This window comes from Epibacterium sp. HA2-3, assembly GCF_055693725.2.
This window is the reverse complement of the sequence record NZ_CM172490.1, coordinates 2,787,838-2,808,502: the sequence shown is the minus strand read 5'-3', so window position 1 is coordinate 2,808,502 and position 20,665 is coordinate 2,787,838. Positions and strand designations below refer to the sequence as shown.

The 20,665-nt window shown below is 62.2% G+C and carries 10 protein-coding genes; 5 read left to right on the top strand and 5 right to left on the bottom strand.

The annotated features are described in order from the left end of the window. Position 1: 1 nt before the first annotated feature. Positions 2-1,267 (top strand): dihydrolipoamide acetyltransferase family protein, encoded by a 1,266-nt coding sequence (locus ACZ1HH_RS13145; RefSeq protein ID WP_472636853.1) that lies wholly within the window; start codon positions 2-4, stop codon positions 1,265-1,267. Beyond that, positions 1,268-2,626, top strand: coding sequence for a dihydrolipoyl dehydrogenase (lpdA, locus tag ACZ1HH_RS13140; protein WP_472636852.1), 1,359 nt, complete (start codon positions 1,268-1,270; stop codon positions 2,624-2,626). It abuts the gene before it with no gap. A gap of 44 nt (positions 2,627-2,670) precedes the next feature. Here the strand turns inward: lpdA and ACZ1HH_RS13135 are convergent, their stop codons facing one another. Next, the gene (locus ACZ1HH_RS13135) at positions 2,671-4,956 is read right to left on the bottom strand and encodes a response regulator (protein ID WP_472636851.1); all 2,286 of its coding nucleotides are present in this window, start codon (positions 4,954-4,956) and stop codon (positions 2,671-2,673) included. A gap of 151 nt (positions 4,957-5,107) precedes the next feature. Between ACZ1HH_RS13135 and ACZ1HH_RS13130 the strand changes: the two genes are divergently transcribed. The 3 genes from ACZ1HH_RS13130 to ACZ1HH_RS13120 all read left to right on the top strand — a co-directional run bounded on the left by ACZ1HH_RS13130 (position 5,108) and on the right by ACZ1HH_RS13120 (position 13,634). Beyond that, on the top strand, positions 5,108-10,555 hold the full coding sequence (locus tag ACZ1HH_RS13130) for an alpha-2-macroglobulin family protein (RefSeq protein WP_472636850.1): 5,448 nt from the start codon (positions 5,108-5,110) through the stop codon (positions 10,553-10,555). A 20-nt stretch (positions 10,556-10,575) separates the two neighbouring features. Beyond that, positions 10,576-12,732, top strand: coding sequence for a penicillin-binding protein 1C (gene pbpC, locus ACZ1HH_RS13125; protein ID WP_472636849.1), 2,157 nt, complete (start codon positions 10,576-10,578; stop codon positions 12,730-12,732). Between the two features lie 65 nt (positions 12,733-12,797). Continuing rightward, positions 12,798-13,634, top strand: a complete 837-nt coding sequence (locus ACZ1HH_RS13120; RefSeq protein WP_472636848.1) for a 2-keto-4-pentenoate hydratase — start codon at positions 12,798-12,800, stop codon at positions 13,632-13,634. Between the two features lie 205 nt (positions 13,635-13,839). Here ACZ1HH_RS13120 and ACZ1HH_RS13115 read toward each other — a convergent pair whose 3' ends face one another. The 4 genes from ACZ1HH_RS13115 to ACZ1HH_RS13100 are packed head-to-tail and all read right to left on the bottom strand — an operon-like array spanning position 13,840 to position 20,626. After that, on the bottom strand, positions 13,840-15,882 hold the full coding sequence (locus ACZ1HH_RS13115) for a hypothetical protein (RefSeq protein ID WP_472636847.1): 2,043 nt from the start codon (positions 15,880-15,882) through the stop codon (positions 13,840-13,842). A gap of 45 nt (positions 15,883-15,927) precedes the next feature. Continuing rightward, entirely contained in the window at positions 15,928-18,717 is a 2,790-nt protein-coding gene (locus ACZ1HH_RS13110; protein ID WP_472636846.1) for a DUF4159 domain-containing protein, read from the bottom strand. Next, positions 18,714-19,622, bottom strand: coding sequence for a DUF58 domain-containing protein (locus ACZ1HH_RS13105; protein ID WP_472636845.1), 909 nt, complete (start codon positions 19,620-19,622; stop codon positions 18,714-18,716). Before ACZ1HH_RS13105 ends, ACZ1HH_RS13110 begins: the two co-directional genes overlap by 4 nt. Beyond that, on the bottom strand, positions 19,619-20,626 hold the full coding sequence (locus ACZ1HH_RS13100; protein ID WP_472636844.1) for an AAA family ATPase: 1,008 nt from the start codon (positions 20,624-20,626) through the stop codon (positions 19,619-19,621). The genes ACZ1HH_RS13105 and ACZ1HH_RS13100 overlap by 4 nt, the downstream gene beginning before the upstream one ends. Between the last annotated feature and the right edge of the window lie 39 nt (positions 20,627-20,665).

The following is a 20,665-nucleotide window of genomic DNA, read 5'->3' as shown; positions in this document are numbered from 1 at the left end:
GATGGGAATCTTTGCAATTCGCTTGCCCGACGTAGGCGAAGGTATCGCCGAGGCCGAGCTTACGGAGTGGCATGTAAAGCCGGGTGACATCGTTAAGGAAGACGATGTGCTCGCAGCTGTCATGACCGACAAGGCTGCCGTCGAGGTGCCTTCCTCGGTAGAGGGCAAGGTTGTCGAACTCGGGGGCGAGATCGGCGATATGCTCGCGATCGGCTGCGTGCTGGTGCGTATCGAAGTGGATGGTGAAGGCAATGAGGCAGCCTCTGTCGCTGAACCCGAACCAACCCCGGCCGCCAAAGAGCAGAAGGCGGAGCCGGAGCCCGAACCAGAGGACAGGCCGGCAGAGCCCGCGCGACCCGTGGTGAAAACCGGAAAACCCGTCGCGCGCGCAAAAAACACCAAACCTCTGGCGGCACCCTCGGTCCGCGCACGGGCGCGCGAGGAAGGTGTGGATCTGCGTCAAGTGCCCGGGAGCGGCCCGGGTGGGCGTATCAGCCACGGGGATCTCGAGAACTGGATCGCCTCTGGCGGCATCCAACAAGGCAGCGTCAAGCGCGGCAAGAACACGGGCGTCGAGGATGTGCGTGTGGTCGGCATGCGCCGCAAGATCGCGGAGAAGATGGCGATTTCCAAACGCCAGATCCCGCATATCACCATCGTCGAAGAAATCGAGATGGAGGCGCTCGAAGATCTGCGGGCAGCATTGAACCGCAAATACAAAGACCAGCGCCCGAAGCTCACGCTGCTGCCTTTCCTGATGCGCGCCATCGTGGAGGCGGTTCGTGAACAACCGGAACTCAATGCGCGCTACGATGATGAACAGGGCATCATTCACCGCCACGGCGGCGTGCATGTGGGCATTGCGACCCAGACGCCGAACGGGCTCAATGTACCTGTGGTGCATCATGCCGAGGCAGGTAGCCTGTGGGACAATGCGGCCGAACTCGCGCGCCTTGCAGAAGCGGCGCGGGATGGATCGATCAAGCGGGATGAGCTCACGGGTGGCACCATCACCATTACCTCGCTTGGTGCGCTGGGCGCGATTGCGACCACGCCGATCATCAACCACCCCGAAGTAGCCATTGTTGGGGTCAACAAAATGCAGATGCGCCCGGTTTGGGACGGTCAGCAATTCCAGCCCTGCAAGATGATGAATATCTCCTGCTCTTTCGACCACCGGGTGATCGACGGCTGGGATGCTGCGGTGTTCGTGCAAAAACTGAAACTCCTGCTGGAAACGCCAGCGATGCTGTTTGTCGAGGGCTAGATGACTGATATAAAATGCAAAGTTCTGGTGATCGGGGCCGGCCCCGGCGGCTATGTCTGCGCCATTCGCGCCGGGCAGCTCGGGCTCGATACGGTCATCGTCGATGAGGTCCGTCCTGGTGGCACCTGTCTCAATATCGGCTGTATTCCGTCCAAGGCGATGATCCACGCCGCTGACGAGTTCTACAAAATGACCCATGCAGGCGCAGGCCCGCTTGGGATTTCGGCCACAGCCCCGACTATTGATCTTGAGCAAACGGTTGCGTGGAAAGATGGCATTGTAGATCGCTTGACCGGCGGGGTAGGCGGGCTCTTGCGTAAAGCAGGCGTTAAGATGATCTCAGGCCGCGCCCGCTTTGTGGATGGCAAGACCGTTACCGTTGCAGGCGACGAGGGCGAGATACAGATCCGTGCCGACTACATCGTGATTGCAACCGGGTCGGCCCCGGTGGAACTGCCCTTCCTGCCATTTGGGGGGGCGGTGGTGTCTTCGACCGAAGCGCTCTCCCTGACCGAAGTGCCCGAGAGCCTAGCCGTGGTCGGCGGCGGCTATATCGGCCTCGAACTTGGCACCGTGTTTGCAAAACTTGGGTCCAAGGTCACCGTGGTTGAGGCCGAGGACCGTATCCTGCCGCTATATGACAAGGCGCTGACACGTCCCGTTCACAAACGCCTTGAGGAGCTCGGCGTGACGGTCATGACGGGCACCAAAGCGCAGTCACATGAGGGCGGCGCGCTGCAAACTGATGCTGGTGAAATCGCTGCAGAGCGTGTGCTTGTGACGGTCGGGCGCAGGCCGCGCACTCAGGGCATTGGTATTGATGAGTTGTCTCTGACGATGAACGGGCCTTTCATCCGCATCGACAAGGTCTGCCAGACCTCGATGCGGGGGATCTATGCAATCGGGGACGTGACCGGAGAGCCCATGCTCGCCCATCGCGCGATGGCGCAGGGGGAGATGGTGGCAGAATATCTGGCCGGGCAAGCGGTAGAGTGGGACAAGCGCGCGATCCCTGCCGTGTGTTTTACCGATCCGGAGATTGTCACCTGTGGCGTGCTCCCCGGCGAGGTCGAGGGCACCAAATCGGCCGAGTTTCCGTTTGTGGCCAATGGTCGTGCGATGACAACCGAACGCGATGAGGGTTTCATTCGGGTGGTCTGGCGCGAAGCGGACAATGCGGTTCTGGGGCTGCAGGGTGTCGGCGTGGGCATATCCGAGCTCTCTTCGGCGTTTTCGCTCGCCATCGAGATGGGCGCCTGCCTTGAGGATATCACCGCCACCATCCATGCGCATCCAACACAGTCCGAGGGTTTGCAAGAGGCCTGTCTGAAGGCGCTTGGTCACGCGTTGCACATCTGACAGCGAGTGCGCAGAAACCTGGGCCGCCTACGTGTCAGGCGGTCTCAGCCTGTGGCTTGCAGATCATCGCCTTCGCCTTGCAGCGGAGCCACGGCAGCGGGCATGTTTTTCATGATCCGGTCGTGGATCACCGATTTGCGCAGGGGTTTGGTGAGATAGTCGTCAAGACCTGCGGCCAGTATGCCCTCGGAATCGCCATCCATCGCATGCGCCGTCAAGGCCACTATCTGCACTCTGCGACCGTTTTCTTTTTCAAGCTCGCGAATGGCCTGCGTGGCCTCTTTGCCATCCATTTTGGGCATGGAAATATCCATGAAAATCATATCTGGTTTAAAACTCTGGTAGAGCTCGACCGCCTCCAACCCGTTGCCTGCAAAGCGCAAGTCGATGTTCATATCCTTGACCATCTTGCGGAAGACCAGCTGGTTGGTGCGGTTGTCCTCTGCCGCCAGAACCCGCATCCGGCGCAGATCCGAAGCGATCGTCGCGCCGGATCCGAAGTCCGCGCCCGCTGCGGCTGCAGGCACTTGCACGGGGGCGTCTGAAGGCGGCTCGATGGCGGAAGCAGCCAGTGGCATATCTTGCGGTTGGGCGGGATGTACAGATGGCGCATCAAGTTTGGAGAGGGCTCGGAACAGGGCGCCACGCGGAATCGGTTTCTGCAGAATGCCAGCAAAGAGATCGCTGAGGGCAGGGTCGCTCGCATCAGCAGGATCAGAAGAGAGCAACAGCACCGGCGTCTGTGGCGAAGCATGGTGTAGGCTGCGCGCCAGTTTCAGCCCGTCCATCCCCGGTAGGTTGCGATCGGTGATGACCAAATCGATTTCGGCATTGAGAGCGTCGAGTGCCTCGGCACCGCTGGTTACGGCTACCACCTTGAGGTCCAGGCGCTGAAGTTGACGGTTCAGGATCTCGCGGTTGATGTCCATATCATCGACGATCATCACGCAGTTCAGGTTCTCGGGCAGTTCGGGCGCATTCACCTGTGAGCCATCCGCCACCACAAGCGGCAGGCGGAAGCCAAAACACGAGCCTTTGCCCAACTGGCTTTCGACCCAGATCTCGCCGTCCATCAACTTGATCAGGCGTTCGGTGATCGCAAGACCAAGCCCCGTGCCCTCAAACTGCCGGTTGGTTTCATCCTCAACCTGATTGAACTCGCCAAAGATGTGCTGGATCTTGTCGTCAGGAATGCCGATGCCGCTGTCCTCGATCGAGATATGCAGCATCACGGTATTGTCTTCGGGATGTGGCACCCCGGTTACGCGAGCCGTAACATGCCCTTCGTTGGTGAATTTGATCGCATTGCCAATAAGATTGGTAAGTATCTGGCGAATGCGCCCCGGGTCGCCAATGAAATTCGTCGGCATAAAGAGGTCGTAGTCCACCAGCAGCGTCAGCCCTTTGTCGCGGGCATTGGCCTGCAGCAGCATGACGACCTCATGCATGCAGGCTTCAAGATCAAAGGCCTCGGGATGCAGCGCCAATTTGTCCGCCTCGATCTTGGAATAGTCGAGAACGTCGTTGATGATGACCAGAAGCGCCTCGCCCGAGTTCTTGATTGTATTGGCATAAAGACGCTGCTCTTCGGTCAGCGTGGTGTCGCTCAGGAGCTCGGCCATGCCGACGACACCGTTCATGGGCGTACGGATTTCGTGGCTCATATTTGCCAGGAAAGCGGATTTCGCGCGATTCGCAGCCTCGGCGCGCTCTCGGGCGCTGCGAAGCTCTTCCTCGTAGTGGACAGTTGCGGTGATATCGAGGGCGAGACTCACGATGTCACCGTCATGGCCGCGTTGGTCGATCAGCTTCAGGTAGCGATCATTCCACAGCCGCACCACCGTTGGTTCTGGCGCGGGCGACATCCAGCGCTCCGTCATCATCGCGCGCCACGAATCCGCCGAGAGCTCCTCGGTGTCGATCAGCCCCTCATCGGTCAGGATTTGCAGGATGCGCACATAGGAGACGCCCGGCGATACCTCCTCTACCCCCTCAAAGATATTGAGATAGGCAGTGTTGGCGCCGATCAACTTGCTGTCACTGTCAAAGAAGGCAAAACCGTCCTGAAAGGCCTGAATAGAGTGCCACAGGCGCCGTTCGGCCTGTTCGACCTTTTCATTGGCTGTGTTGAGGTCGCTTTTGACCTTTTCATTTTCGTTCTTGAAGGTCGCGATTTCTGCCTGAGTGGCGCCGATCCGTTTGGTCAGCGCAAGCGCATGGCGGCCGAGCTTGCGGTTCGCATCGGTCAGTTCAGCTTGTTTTAGCTCCAGAAGTCGCTCGGCTGCCAATCGCGCCCTGCGTTCCTGAGCCAATTTTTCAGCAAGCGACATATGCGCCAACTCCAACACTAGTTGTTTCCCTGCCCGCGGCACCAATCTCGCAGGCATTCCTTAATTTGCCTTTAGCGTTGGTGTTATGGCGCGCATGCTTGCTATGAGGTTAACCGCATGCGAGCCTTTCTCTGGTGACAGGGAGGATTCCATGCAGCGCCTTTTGATTTTACTCGTTTTTCTTTTTTCTAATGTTCTTGGCTCTGTTGCGATTGCACAGACAAGCGAATCTAAACCATTGCCAGCGCATCGGTTTGTGACCCAACCCGATACCGATCATTTCGGCGCTGATCTTCAGGCACTCTTTGAGACCTCGCTCGAAGCCTGCCAGCGCGCTTGCGCGACTCAGGGGGCTTGTGTGGGATTCGTCTACAATCTGAAATCCAACGCCTGTTTTCCCAAATCGGAGCTCAGCGCGCCTTCTACCTTTGTGGGCGCGCTCACGGTGCGCAAAGTACCTGTTGATTCAGATCTGGCAGCGCGTGCGGCTGATCGGGCATCCCGTTTGCCGTTGCGAGGAGATATCGATCTGTCCGCAGCGCGCACCCTCGCGAGCGACATCGGGTCGCGATACCCCCTGAGCGGGCGTGATCTCGGCGTTTTGGTTGACGGTTCGCAACAGTTCTTCGCTGGCAACAATGCGACAATGGCCGCACGCTGGATGGGCGAGGCGGTGGCGCTCAGCGATGCGCCGGACCTCTGGGTGGAATATGCGCGTTTCGTAAGGGCGATACCGACAGACCGTAGCAGCGAGACCCGTCGCAATCTTGCCGAGGCGGCTTCGGCGGCGCTCAACGGCTATTTACGCGCGGATGCTGCGCCCTTGCAGGCTACCGCCCTCACAGAAGCTGCACTTGCGCTGGAAAAACTCGGACGTGGCCGCGACATGGTCTCGATGCTACGGCTGGCGCAGGATATCGCTCCGCGTCAGGATATTGCCGCTCTCTTGGATCGCGCGGTGGCAAAATACGGGTTTCGGGTCAGTGATACGCGGGTCGAGGCCGACAGTGCCGACCCGCGTATATGCATCGTGTTCTCCGAAGAGCTGGCCCAAACGGGTGTAACCTACGGCGATTATCTGAAATCCGACGCCAAGGGACTGGCCGCAGAGGCTTCGGGGCAAGAGCTGTGTCTGACGGGATTGACCCACGGCCAGCACCTCCGGGTGACGCTGCGCCGTGGTCTGCCTGCAGCCAACGGTGAGGCGCTCGTGAAGGATGTGGACCTGCGTCACTATATTCGCGACCGCAGTCCCTCGGTGCGCTTTCCCGGTCGGGCCTATGTGCTCGCGCGCAGCGATGTGACCGCCCTTCCGGTTGAAACCGTAAATGTTGACATGCTCGACCTGAAACTCTCTCGGGTCAGCGATCGCAACCTTCTGCGCAGCATGCAGGACGATCTCTTTGCGCGCCCGCTGAATCAATGGCAGAGCGAAAATTTTGACGCCACCCTGGCAGAAGAGCTCTGGAGTGGCACGGCAGAGGTCCAGCAAGAGCTGAACCGGGACATGACGACCCGGTTGCCACTGAATGATGTGCTGGTGGATCAACCTGTTGGCATCTACGCCCTCAGCGCCTCGATCCCGGGTGCGGACCCTTATGACAGCCCTGCGGCGATGCAGTGGTTCGTTCTGACTGACCTTGGCCTTAGCTCCATGTCGGGGGCAGACGGCTTGCATGTGCAGGTGCAGGGGCTTTCCGATGCCAAGGCCCGCGCAGGGGTCGAGGTGGAGCTGATTTCCGAAGCCAATGCGGTGATTGCGCGAGCGACCAGTGACGCCACCGGGTATGCGCGCTTCGCGCCGGGGCTTACACGCGGTACGGGAAGCGCTGCACCGGCGATGCTGCTGGCGCGCGCAGGTGAAGAGGCTTTTGCCTTCTTGTCGCTGCGGGATGCGGGGTTTGATCTCTCTGATCGCGGTGTCGAGGGGCGGCCTGCGCCGGGGCCAGTGGATGTCTTCCTGACCACCGATCGCGGAGCCTATCGTGCTGGTGAAACCATCAATGTCACCGCTCTGTCTCGCGATCCTCGCGCACAGGCCATCGAGGGACTGCCGCTCATCGCGGTGCTGAAACGTCCGGATGGTGTTGAATATTCGCGCCATATCTCAGACGGCGGCAGTGCAGGCGGACATGTCTTTGCCCTGCCCGTCGGGGACAGTGTGCCGCGCGGCTCCTGGAGCGTTGAAATCTACACGGACCCCAAGGCTGACCCACTCGCCCGCCAAACCGTTCTTGTGGAGGACTTTCTGCCGGAGCGTATTGATTTTGATCAGGAAATCCGTGACGTGGCGCGTCTGCGTCCAGGCGGGCAGATGGTTGTCGATGTAAAAGCGCGCTTCCTGTTCGGAGCGCCGGGTGCAGGTCTGAGTGTCGAAGGCGATGTTTCGCTCAGCCCGGTACGCCAACTCTCTGATTGGCCCGGTTACCGTTTTGGGCGCTATGATGCGGAGACCACCCGCCAGACCCGTTATTTCAGCGCCGATGACACCGACGCCCAGGGGCGCGCTGTTGCGACCGGTGACCTGCCCGACATCGAGGCAGCAGGCCTTCCGCTTGAAGCGCGGCTGCGGCTCAGGCTTGCGGATGGCTCCGCACGCCCGGTAGAGCGCGCGCAGACCGTGCCCGTGCGCCCCGCAACCCCTGTGATCGGGCTTAAGGCTCAGTTTGCAGATGACGTGGTCGCCGAAGGCACCGAGGCTGGTTTCGAGCTGGTCGCTCTGGGGCCGGATCTCAGTCCCATGCCAATGCAGGTGCAATGGGTGATGAATCGCGTAGAGACGCGCTATCAGTGGTATCAGCTTTATGGCGATTGGCAGTGGGAGCCGATCACGCGCCGCACCCGCGTAGCCTCGGGCGAAGCCATGCTGGGCAGTGAGCCGGTGGCGATCACAGCGCCCGTGGACTGGGGACGTTACGAGCTGGTGGTGGAACGCCTGGATGGCGAATATGTCACTGCGGCGCAGGATTTCTATGCGGGGTGGTACGTGCCCGCATCCGATGCGCAGACTCCGGATCGATTGGAACTGTCACTGGACCGTGAGAGCTACGCCCCCGGTGACACTGCGCGTCTGCGCATCGTGCCACAAACGGCAGGAACCGCGCTGATTTCTGTCATGGGAAGCGAGTTGATCCATCGACAAGCGGTCGCAGTGAAGGCGGGGGAAAATGTGATCCCGCTTGAGGTCACCTCCGAATGGGGCAGCGGGGCCTATGTCAGCGCCTCTGTGGTGCAGCCGGTTGCCAGCCGTGAGGGGCGGACGCCAACCCGTGCCCTGGGCATCGCCCATGCGACAGTGGCGCAGCCGGGGCAGGAGTTGGATGTCGCCATCACCGTGCCAGAGATCACTCGCCCACGCCAAACGGTCGAAGCGACCGTGAAGGTCGCAGGTGCCGACGCAGGAGAAGAAGTCTGGCTGACGCTGGCCGCCGTGGATGTTGGTATCTTGAACCTCACCGGCTACCAGAGCCCGGACCCGGTAGGATATTTCCACGGCCAACGGCGTCTCGGGATGGAATTGCGCGATATCTACGGTCGCCTCATTGATCCGGGCAACGGCGCCTTGGGGCGCGTGCGCTCTGGAGGGGACGCGGGCCTTGGTGGGCAATTTCAATCTCCGCCTCCGACACAGGATCTGATGTCGGTCTTTCACGGTGCTGTCAAAGTGGATGGAACCGGCAGCCTGCGCTTGCCGATCACATTGCCCGATTTCAACGGCACTGTGCGTTTGATGGCGGTGGCCTGGACAGATCGATCCGTGGGGCAGGCTGAGGCCGATATGGTTGTACGCGACCCTGTCGTGCTGACGGCCTCGCTGCCACGGTTCCTCGCCCCCGGAGATCAGAGCCGCATCCGGCTTGATATTACCCATGCCGACGGGCCGGCAGGCGAGGTTGGGCTGGCGGTCGACGTCCGTGGAGCGGGCGTGCGCCTCGGTGCTGTCCCTGCCTCTGTGGGCCTTGCTGAGAAGGGCCGCGTTGTCCTTGAGGTGCCAGTGACGGCAGACGCGGTCGGGGATCCCGAGTTGCGGCTCAGTCTGACAACGCCAAGCGGTGCGGTGCTCGAGCAAATGCTGCGGTTGCCCGTGCGGGCCAATGACCCAGAGGTCTCGGAAACTCGGCGCTTCTCGCTAGCGAGCGGAGACAGCTTCCTCTTCAACGCAGATGTGTTCGAAGGGCTGAGGCCGGGATCTGCGCGGGCAGTGATGTCTGCGGGTCCTTTGGCGAAGTTCGATGTACCAGGTTTGCTGGCGCAGCTTGATGGCTACCCCTATGGCTGCACCGAGCAGGTCACCTCCAAAGCGCTACCCTTGCTGTACCTGTCTTCCGTCGCGGATGCCGCTGGCCTCGGGGATCGTCCGAAAGTCGATGCCCGTATCAACAGCGCGATCCGCAAGGTGCTAACCCGGCAGGTCGCGAACGGAGCGTTTGGCCTGTGGCGTGCCGAGAGCGGCGATTTGTGGCTGGATGCCTATGCTTCGGATTTCCTGAGCCGCGCGCGCGCCAAAGGCTATGTGGTTCCCGATCAGGCCTTTGCCCGCGCGATGGATAATTTGCGCAACCGCCTGAATTATGCGCCCGACTTTGACAACGGCGGTGAAGAAATCGCCTATGCGCTCCTTGTGCTGGCGCGGGAGGGGGCTGCCGCAATGGGGGATCTGCGTTACTACGCCGATGTGAAGGCAGAGGCCTTCTCGACCCCGATGGGAGCGGCCCAGCTTGGGGCCGCGTTGGCGGCTTACGGGGATCAGCGCCGCGCGGACAAGATGTTTGCCCGCGCCGCGCAGATGATCGCGGGCCAGGGGGCGGAACAGCCTTTGTGGCGTGTAGATTACGGCACTCAGCTCCGCGACACGGCCGCAGTTTTGGCGCTTGCAGTCGAGGCTGGCAGTGGGGCCGTCAATCGCGACTACCTCACCGCGCGGGTTGCGGATGGCGATGGTCTGCGCTCCACTCAGGAGGCAGCTTGGAGCTTGCTGGCGGCGCAGGCCTTGGTCGACGCCCCAGAGGACTCGGGGCTGCGTGTGAATGGCCAGCCTGTTGCCGGAGCATTTGTCGAGGTGATGGCAGGGGGCAGCCCAAAAGAGCTGTCGGTGACGGCCGCCTCTGGGCGCAGCACCGACATCACGTTGACGCGGATCGGGGTGCCCGTCGTGCCGCCGGCTGCGCGTGGCTATGGCTTTGCTCTGACGCGGGAGTATTACACTCTCGAAGGGGCGCCGGTCGATCTGACAGAGGTCGATGTTGGAACACGGTTGGTGACGGTTCTGCGGGTCTTACCACAGGAAGACATTGGCGCACGTTTGATGGTGAATGATCCGCTTCCGGCCGGTCTTGAAATCGATAATCCGAATCTGCTGCGCTCGGGCGATCTTAGGGATCTGGATTGGCTGAGCCTCTGGGACGCGGATCATGCTGAGTTCCGATCTGACCGTTTCCTTGCCGCGGTCACGTCGCGGGGCACGGACCCGATCACGCTGGCCTATATGGTGCGCGCAGTGAGCCCGGGGTCCTTCCATCACCCTGCGGCCTCGGTCGAGGATATGTACCGACCTGCCTATCGCGCCAATACCGCGGCAGGACGTTTGCAGGTGCGATGATCACGCCGGATTGGCTTCGCATGCAAAGGGCGTCCGCTGAGCGGCGGGCGCATCAGGCCTCTGTTGCGCCCGGGCGTGTCCTTACCGATCGGTCAATTGGCAGTGTGGCAGGCCCTTACAGGCGCTGGCGATCACCGCTCAGGCTTCCACTTCTGGGCCTGCTGATTGCAGCGGTCATTGCGGGAAAAGCGCTGGATCAATGGGTTGAGGACACGCGCCTGCCACAGACCTTGGCCGAAACTTCGGTTGAAGTGCGGGACCGCCATGGTCGGCTCCTGCGCGCTTTTCCGGTAGAAGATGGCATCTGGCGCATGGCGGTCCGCTCTGAAGAAGTGGACCCCACGTATCTGCGCATGTTGCGCGCCTATGAAGACAAACGGTTCGACACCCACTTCGGAGTAGACCCGGTCGCGATGCTGCGCGCTTTTGGGCAGGCCGTGTGGAATGGACGGACCGTCTCGGGGGGCTCCACTCTTACAATGCAGGTCGCACGGTTGCTCGAGGATGGGCCGACCGGGCGCTGGTCGGGAAAGCTGCGCCAGATCCGTGTCGCGCTGGCTCTGGAACGCAAGCTCTCCAAGACCGAGATCCTCAATCTCTACCTCATTCACGCACCATTTGGTGGGAATCTCGAAGGGGTGCGCGCCGCAAGTCTTGCCTGGTTTGGCAAGGAGCCACTTCGCTTGACCGCTGCGGAAGCTGCGCTTCTGGTGGCACTGCCGCAATCACCAGAGACACGCCGTCCTGACCGATCGGTAAGTGTGGCGCGAGAGGCACGGAGACGCGTGCTCAATCGCAGCCAAGACGCAGGCGTACTGACGACGGAAGTGGCACATCTCGCCGCCGTTGCGCCGCTACCTGACAGGCGGCGGGCGTTCCCCCTGCTGGCACCTCATCTGAGCGATCAACTCCGCGCGACAGCCCCGGCACAGGCGCGGTTTGACACCACATTGGATGCGATGCTTCAGGCGCGGCTTCAGGCGGTGCTATCGCGCAGGGTCAAGGTCTCTGGTGCACGGCTGAGCGCAGCGATGATTGTTGCCGATCACCAAAGCGGGGAGACATTGGTGCGGATCGGGGCGCCCGATTACACGGATACCGCGCGGCGGGGTTACGTCGATATGGCGCGCGCGGTGCGTTCGCCGGGCTCGACTCTGAAACCGCTGGTTTACGGACTCGCCTTTGACGATGGGCTTGCGCATCCCGATACGCTGATCCGCGATGCGCCCGTGTCCTTTGGTGGCTACGCACCACAGAACTTTGATGGTGCATTTCGCGGAGATGTGCGGGTGCGCGACGCGTTGCAGATGTCTTTGAACACCCCGGTCGTCACCTTGACCGAGGCGCTTGGACCGTCGCGGCTGATGGCCGCAATGCGGCAGGTCGGCATGCGCCCCCAACTCCCTAGCGGAAAGCCGGGGCTGGCGGTCAGCCTCGGCGGTGTTGGTGTGAGTCTTCATGATCTGGTGCAAATGTATGCGGTCCTTGCCGCCGGCGGGACGGCACCGAGGCTTACCTCCGAGACCGGAGCTGCGCGGGAAAAGGCCCCAAGGGTAATTTCGCCGGTTGCAGCTTGGTATCTTGGCGACATCCTGCGCGATGCTCCGGCGCCCGCCGGGGCGCGCGGCGGTATGTTGCCCTACAAGACAGGCACGTCTTACGGGCACCGAGATGCTTGGGCTGTGGGCTGGGATGGGCGGCATGTGATCGGAGTCTGGCTCGGACGAGCGGACGGCACGCCGGTGCCGGGTGTCTTTGGCGCGGAGCTGGCGGCACCGGTACTGTTCGAAGCCTTTGCTGTATTGAAACCGGAGATTGATCCTCTGTCCCCGCCCCCTTCGAACGCACTGGTGTTGGAGACCGCAGAGCTCCCGGCCCCTCTGCAACGGTTTCGTGCGCGGTCAGACGCTTTTTCAGAGGGCGGCGCCGGGGCGCCAGAGGTGCTTTTCCCACCCACCCATGCGCGGCTTTCGTTGGTCGAGGGGCGGATGGCGTTGAAATTGCGGGGAGGTCGGTTGCCCTTTACCGTGCTGGCCAATGGCGTGCCGGTGGCCCAAGGCCTGAGGTCACGCGACCTCGACCTTCCGAGCCCCGGGCCGGGCCATGCAACGCTTGTGGTGATCGATGCAGACGGGCAATCTGCACGGGTGACCGTTGAAATCGAGGAGACCGGCTAATGCGCTGGCTAGAGGAGAAAAGAGGCATTTCGTTGAAAATATCGGGTCTGGTTGGAATCCTGACGATGAGCGTAGCTCTGACCCTTGGAACAGATATTGCCCGGGCCGAATGCGCAAGCGAAGAAGAAGTTGCGCAGTTCGTGTCCGCCTATGTTGACCGCCAACCCGCGACCGCGCTTGGCGCAGGGGGGAGCATGGTGGATGCGCTCTGCACACAAGCGCGGGTCGCAGAAGCGCTCTCGGAACACTTCGGCCCGGTGATTGGGTATAAGGCGGGATTGACCAGCGCGGCGGCACAGGCGCGTTTCGAGGCCAGCGAACCGGTTCGTGGTGTGCTTTATCGTGACATGATGCTGGAGAGTGGCGCGACGATCGAGATGCCTTGGGGCACGGTGCCCATGGTGGAAGCGGATCTGGTTCTTGAGATCGGAGACTCGGCGGTGAACTGGGCCACCACCCCCGAGGAAGTGATGCAGAATATCAAAAGCATCCGGCCCTTTATCGAGTTGCCGGATCTGGCTTTGGCACCGGGTGAGCCGATGACGGTCGAGACGATCACCGCAATGGGAGTTGGTGCGCGCAAAGGCGTCTTGGGTGCAGAGGTGCCCGTCACGAATCCCACCGCGCTCACAGCGGCGTTGGCGGAAATGACCGTGACTCTGCGCGACGGCACAGGTGATACGGTTGTGTCTGCTTCGGGTACCGCTGTTTTGGGCCATCCTGCAGAGACGATCCTTTGGCTGCACGAGGTGGGCGTGACCTTCAAGGCCGGTGATTTGGTCTCTGTCGGCTCTTTTGGTCCCTTGGTGCCTCCGGCAGATCTTAGAGGAGGCGCGTCGGTGATCTATATGGGGCTGCCGGGGGATCCGGAGGTCTCCATTCGTTTTGCGCCGACATCCTGACTGGGCCGAATGAATCCGTGAGACTGTTACACCTAGAGGGTTTTCGCACCGGTCTTTGCCCGATGCGATCCTCGCCGCGCGAACGGCGCGGCGCCTAATCCAACGGGTATGCTGGGATCTGCCCGTCACAAAGCATGGCGCAAGTGCCCGCTTCAATGATGCTCAAGAGATCGAGGGGGCGGCTCCGATGGATATGACAGCTGACTCAGCTGCGCCCCTCTCGCAGCCACGCGCCAATCAAGAGTGTCGCCGCCAGAAGTAGCAAGAACCATGAAGGAAGCAGCGGGGATTGGGTCACGGCGGTTGTCTCATATGCGCCCCGTGGTACCAGCCCGATCCAGCCGCGCCCCGCAGCGGGGCGCCCCTCGCGAATGTTGCGCAAAGAGGGCATGCCGTCCTCAAGAGCGACGGTGCCGCCGCGTAGCGAGCGCACGAGTGGCCCCACCAGATCGGCTGTCGCAATTGTTTGCTCGAATTCGCGTGGCGCGGCGGGACCAAGCCCGATCACGGTACGCTCTTCACCCTCTTCGAGATGATAGAGCCCGATCTGATCACTTTCATAGCGACCTTCCCAAAGGCCAGGACGCTGTTGTCGCAACGCGATCTCGGAAGTGGTGCCGTCAGGAGCCGTGATCGTGACCGGTCCTACGGTTTCGCCAAGCGTGCGGCGTTCAATCCGCATACGTTGCCCCGTGGCTTCAGCGGTGAGGACCTCTTCTTCAAGCTCGGGCTCCTTCATCATCCAATGCGCGAGGCGTCGCAAAAGCTCCAGCTGCGGGCCACCGCCTTCAAACCCTCGACTCCAGAGCCAAGCATGATCAGAGGCCAGCAGCGCCACACGCCCCTCCTCGACCCGGTCAAGCGTGAGCAGCGGACGCTCGCCCACACCGTGCATCAATGTGACGCCGCCCGTGGTGTCGAGTTCGACTTGCCGCATCCAGCGACCCCAGCTCTCTGCTCCGGTCAGCTCTGCTGTCACCGGATGCTGCAGACCAGACTCGCTGATGACAGGACGGTAAGGCTCCTCAAGGACGCGGGCGGAGGGGCGCGCCGGCAGAACCTCAGCCAGAGGGGTGCGAAAGATGCTGTCGGCGCTTGCAAAATCGGGGCCTGCGGCAACCAGAACAGCCCCACCTCGGCGCACATAATTGGCCACATTCTCCAGATAGGCAGAGGGCAGGATGCCGCGCCGTTTGTAACGGTCAAAGATAATGAGATCAAAATCCTCGATCTTCTCGAGGAACAGCTCGCGGGTTGGAAAAGCGATCAGAGACAGTTCGTCGACGGGAACGCCGTCCTGTTTTTCCGGCGGGCGCAGAATGGTGAAATGGACCAGATCCACCGCACTGTCCGACTTCAAGAGGTTACGCCACGTCCGCCCTCCGGGGTGTGGCGCGCCGGAAACCAGAAGCACCCGCAGCCGGTCACGCACGCCATTGATCTGCAAAAGTGCGGCATTGTTGCGGGTCGTGAGCTCGCCCTCTGCCTCGGGCACGCGGAATTCGATCACGTTGCGCCCACCGTGCGGCAGCGTCAGCGGCAGGTCAAAATCAACTCCGACGGGCAGTCGAAAGCTCTGCGCCGCGCCGCCATCAATCGCGATTTGCAACTCAGTGGACTGAAGTCCCTCGGGCGCGGCGCCTTGATCTTCAACCTGGAGTGTCAGGGTGATTGGCTCGCCTATGATGCCAAAAGAGGGTGCGTTGCGGACAATCAGGCGGCGGTCCCAGTCGCTATCGCGGCCGGTCATCAAAAGGTGCAAAGGGGCGGGCAGCTCTGGTGCGCGCTCCATATCATGCACCTGTCCATCCGAGAGCGCGATGAGCCCTGCCACGCGCGCGCGCGGCTCATCCGCGAGGGCGCGGGTCAGCGCGTCCATCAGCTGCGTGCCACCGTCATCGGGGCTGTCTTCGACGGCGATCCAGCGCACATCCGTATTGGCCCGCTTGGCCAGCGCCGTCTCCAGTTCCGTGCGGGCCGTCGCCATCTGATCCGGGCGATCGGAAAGGGTCTGACTGGCGGTGCGGTCCTCTGCCACGATCACAATGTCGCTGAGGGGGCTGCGGTCCTCCACTTGGATGACTGGCCCAGAGAGCGCCGCCAAGAGCACCAGCGCAGCCCCCGCGCGCAAGGCCCAGCCGGCTAGCCTGCGCCAGATGGCGAGGGCCAGGGCCAGAACACTCAGGCCTGCCAACACGGCCAGCAGCGCCAAGGGCACCAGCGGATCAAAGAGGATGGTCTGGGTCATGCCACACGAGCTCCTTGCGCCGCAGGATTTGGTTTCTGCATCATTTTACTGCCCCAGTCGGTCCAGAAGCGCAGGCACATGGACCTGATCGGATTTGTAGTTCCCGGTCAGCACATGCATCAGCAGGTTGACCCCAAAGCGGCGGGCCAGTTCGCGTTGGCGTTCCCCTGAAAATCCACGCCCCACTGGATAAAGCGGCGAATTGCGTTCATCCACGGCCCATGCGGCCGCCCAGTCGTTGCCGCCGATCACCACGGGTGTCACTCCGTCGTTTAGATTGCGAAACGGGAGGCCGTCGACCTGCTCGGCATCCGGCGGTGCGGCTTCGACCCAGATCTGTCCGCGTGGGTGACGACCGGGAAAATCCTGAAGCAGGTAGAAAGCGCGCGTAAGAACGTGGTCGGCGGGGATCGGCTCCAGTGGCGGGATATCCAGCGGCAGCGCCAGTTGTTGCAAGCGCCGTGCCGCGCCCGAGCTGGCCCCTGTCTGCGTCAGATCCGCGTCGCGGGTGTCAAACAGGATCATCCCACCAGTGCGCAGATAAGCGTTGAGCTTGCTGTAGGCCTCTGATGAGGGCAGCGGCTGGCCCTCGGTGACGGGCCAATACAGAAAGGGAAAGAACGCGAGCTCATCAGTTTCCAGGTCCACCCCATAGGGTGCCGCGGGTTCGACAGATGTTCTGAGCGTCATAACATTGCTGAGGCCGCGCAGCCCCTCTGCGGCGATCTGGTCGACTCGCGCGTCGCCGGTCAGAACATGGCCCAGAGTCAGCTCCGAGGTGAGCTCGGTTTCAGAGGGGAGGTTGAGTGGGGTGGCCGTCTGCGCCTGTGCTGCGGGCGGCAGAGCAATAAAGCCGCTACCCGCGAGGCCCATCCCGAGTGCAATTGTCGCTACTTTGGCCGGGGACCAAAGGCCCGAGACCCACAGAGCCGCCGCAATATCCACCGCAAGCAACACCAATGCCAGGCTGAGGAGCAGCCCCCCAAGGGGCCGTTCAGCCGCGCCTTCGTAGGTAAGGACTGGAACCGAGGCAGGCCAGATCGAAGGTTCAATACCATCACCATCGCGCAGTACATTGCGCGCATAGGCTCCGCTGCCGCTGGTATAGAGCCCGGGTTGCAATGTTGGACCCGAGGGCGCGTCGATGAGGTCTGGACCTGCGACTCCTGAAAGCGTGTCCGCGTCCGTCAACCGGCCAAAGCCATCCAGCACTTCGACGGCTTGCCACGTGGTGCCTTCCAGATCGTCAGCGCTGGGCGGTTTGGAAGCGGAAGAAACTGCAAGGCGCTCAAGCATGTCTACGAATAGCCCCGAAAGCGGCAGGCTGCTCCATTCTGCATTTGCAGTGACATGAAACAGGATCACCTGCCCCTGACCAAGCGGTTTGCGGGTCACCAGCGGGGTGCCATCGCTGAGTTCCGCCACCACGCGGCTGGCCAGCTCCGGGTCGGGCTGTGCCATGACCTGAGAGCTCACTGCGACATCCTGAGGAATGTCCAACCCGTAAAAGGGCGAGCCTTCTGCAAAGGGCGCAAGCGCCTTGGGCTCACCCCAGCTCATCGCGCCGCCGATGCTGCGCCCACCGATGCGCAGGCGCACGGGCATCAAGGGTTCCTCGGTGTCGCGTGCGGTGTCGCTGGCAGCAAGCCGTGGTCCGGCGAACCGCAACAAAAGGCCACCCGACTCGACCCAATCGATCAGGGCTTCTTCCTGGGCGGGAGCAAGGCGGGCCACATCCGCCAGAACCACGACATCCGGGTTGGCGGGTAGCAGATCCGTCAACGAGCCTTCCAGCAGCTCCGCCGTCGGTTCCAGCGCTTGGCGCAGGTAATGCAGCGCTGACAAGAGCGCGAGGCCCTCATCCTCGCTCTGGGCGGAAATGAGCGCCACTTCCCGCCGCCGCAAGCGATCATCGGTGAGCGAAACCGCCCCGGCGGAACGCGTATTGAGGATTTCAAAGCGACTGATGCGGGCGCGCAGCTCCATCGGCAGCGCGATCTGAGTCTCTGCAGCGCTGGCCGCTGCGTCAAAGGTGATCGTGGTGGAGGCCAGCGCCCTTTCGGTGCCATTGGGATCCGGACCCAAGGCCTGCACCGTGATTTCCTGCGTCAGCCCGGTGTTACTGCGCTGGGCACTGAGTGTGATCGCTCCATCGGCATAGGTCGCGGGCAGAAGCCCGATCACGGGAGCGCCGCTTTCATAGACTTCGATGTTGCCGCGCTCACCGAGGGCCGTGACCAGATCCTGGCGCGCCGCCATTGCCAGCCCGTCACTGAGCCAGAGCGTGTCAAATCCGCCCTCGACCTCTGCAATGAGGTCCATCGCGGCACGCACCTGTTCAGGGGACGCAACCCAGGGTGCTGGCGTCATGCCCGGGAGTTGGCGTCCCCAATATCCTGCGGCGCGAAATTGCAGTGGCTCAGGCTCGGTCAGGCGCAACAGGGCAACCGGGCGTCCGGCCCGGCCTGCCTCACTGAGTTCTGCCTCAATGTGGCTGCGGTTTTGCTCCCAATGAGGCGCGCCGCCCCAGCCGGAATCCATCACGATCAGCAACGGCCCATCGCCGCTCTGTTCTTGTGCGGGGTTCAGCACCGGCCCGGAGAGCCCCACGATGGCTGCCGCAACGGCCAGCATCCTCAACAGCAAAAGCCACCAAGGCGTGCGATCCGAAAGGCTCTCGTCATCCTTGAGCCCGAGCAAAAGCGTCACGGCAGGAAAGAGCTGCCGTTTGGGCGCGGGCGGGATTGCACGCAGCAAAAGCCACAGGATCGGCAACACCAAGAGCCCAAGCAGAAGCCAGGGGCTTGCAAAACCTATGCCCGCGATCATCGTCATTGCCGCCGCTCCAATGCGTGATAGAGCCACAGCAGCCCCGATTGCGTGCTGTCGCCGGTGTGATGCAGCCCAAGCGTCCAGCCTGCCGCGCGGCAGAGTGTTTCGAGTGCATCGCGCCGTTGCGCGAGACGCTCAAGATACCGGTCCCGCAGGGCCGATGCTTTCAGTGTTTCGTGAACCTGCGCTTTGTGCGGTCCCTCGAACCGGGTGCGCCCTGCAAAGGGAAACAGCTCTTCGCTTGGATCAAGCACCTGCAACAGCACCCCTCGAAGGCCGCGATCTGCGGCTTTGCTCAGCGCGATCTCGAGCTCATCAAAGGGTCCGAGGAAGTCAGAGATGAACAAGGCCCGCGCATGCGGAATGAGGGCCCGATGTTCGGGTGGCGCATATGTGGCGTCGTCCTGAGTGGTAAAATGCTCGGCCAATCGCAGGATTTGCATGTTTCCGCGCCGTGGCGGCAACAGCCCACCTGTGAGCCCGACACGTTCGCCACCGCGCACCATCAGCACTGCAGACGCCAGGGCTAGCAGGCGCGCGCGGTCGATCTTTTGGGGCAGTTTCCCATCTGAGGCAAAGCGCATGGACTGTCCCTGGTCCACCCAGAGATGGACAGTCTGGGCAATCTGCCATTCCCGCTCGCGGACAAATTGCTGATCGCCACGCGCGGAGCGGCGATGGTCGATCATGCGACGGCTATCGCCTTGCTGCACGGGGCGATATTGCCAGAAATCATCTCCCACCCCAGAGCGCCTGCGGCCGTGTTCGCCGAGCAAGACCGCCCCGGCGAGTTGTTGGGCCTGCACCAACAGCGGCGGCAGGACACTGGCGGCCTCTTCGGCGCGGCTGCGGATCTGGCCTGCGGGGCCGCGCGCCGTCCTGTCGGGAGAGGCGAGGGGCTGGCTCACGCGGCGGCCTCGGCTTTGACGAGGGAGGCGGCGGTTTCGTCGATCAGCTCGGCAAGGCTGTCGCCGCGGGCGCGCGCGGCAAAGTTGAGTTGCATGCGGTGGCTCAGGATCGGGCGCGCCATGTCGATGACGTCTTCGGTATTGGGGGCCAGTCGGCCTTGCAACAAGGCGCGTGCCCGCACCGCCAGCATCAGCGCCTGTGCCGCCCGTGGTCCGGGCCCCCAGGCCACGGTCTGCGCCACGCGCTCACTTGCAGCAGGGTCTTCGGGACGGAAGGCGCGCACAAGGTCAAGGATCACTTCGACCACGGATTCGCCTACTGGCATGCGGCGCAAGAGGGTTTGGGCCGCGATCAATTCCTCTGCGGTAAAGACCTGATGCGCGGTTTCCTCTTCGACACCCGTGGTCGCGATGAGAATATCGCGCTCGGTTTCGCGGTCGGGGTAGTGGATGTCGATCTGCATGAGGAACCGGTCGAGCTGTGCCTCAGGCAGCGGATAGGTGCCTTCCTGCTCGATCGGGTTTTGCGTCGCAAGCACATGAAACGGCGCATCCAACGCCCGGTCGGCGCCCGCGACGGTCACGGTTTTCTCCTGCATCGCCTGTAGGAGCGCCGACTGGGTCCGGGGTGAGGCGCGGTTTATTTCATCCGCCATCAGCAGCTGACAAAAAATTGGTCCTTGTACGAAGCGAAAGGCGCGGGTGCCATCAGGGGCTGTATCAAGAACTTCGGAGCCAAGGATGTCGGCGGGCATCAGGTCCGGCGTGAATTGCACCCGGTTTCCATTGAGGCCCATAACGGTCGAAAGCGCTTCGACCAGCCGGGTTTTGCCAAGGCCGGGTAGGCCGATCAAAAGCCCATGGCCTCCGCACAAGAGGGTCGCCAGAGTCAGGTCCACGACCCGCTCCTGTCCGGTGAAGCGACGTTTGATCGAGGCGCGCGCGTCTTGCAGGCGAACCTCCAGCGCTTCGATGTCGGTCAATAGATCCTGTGCTTCGCTCATGACTTCCCTTTCTGTGGGCTTATATGGTTTGAGTGTATC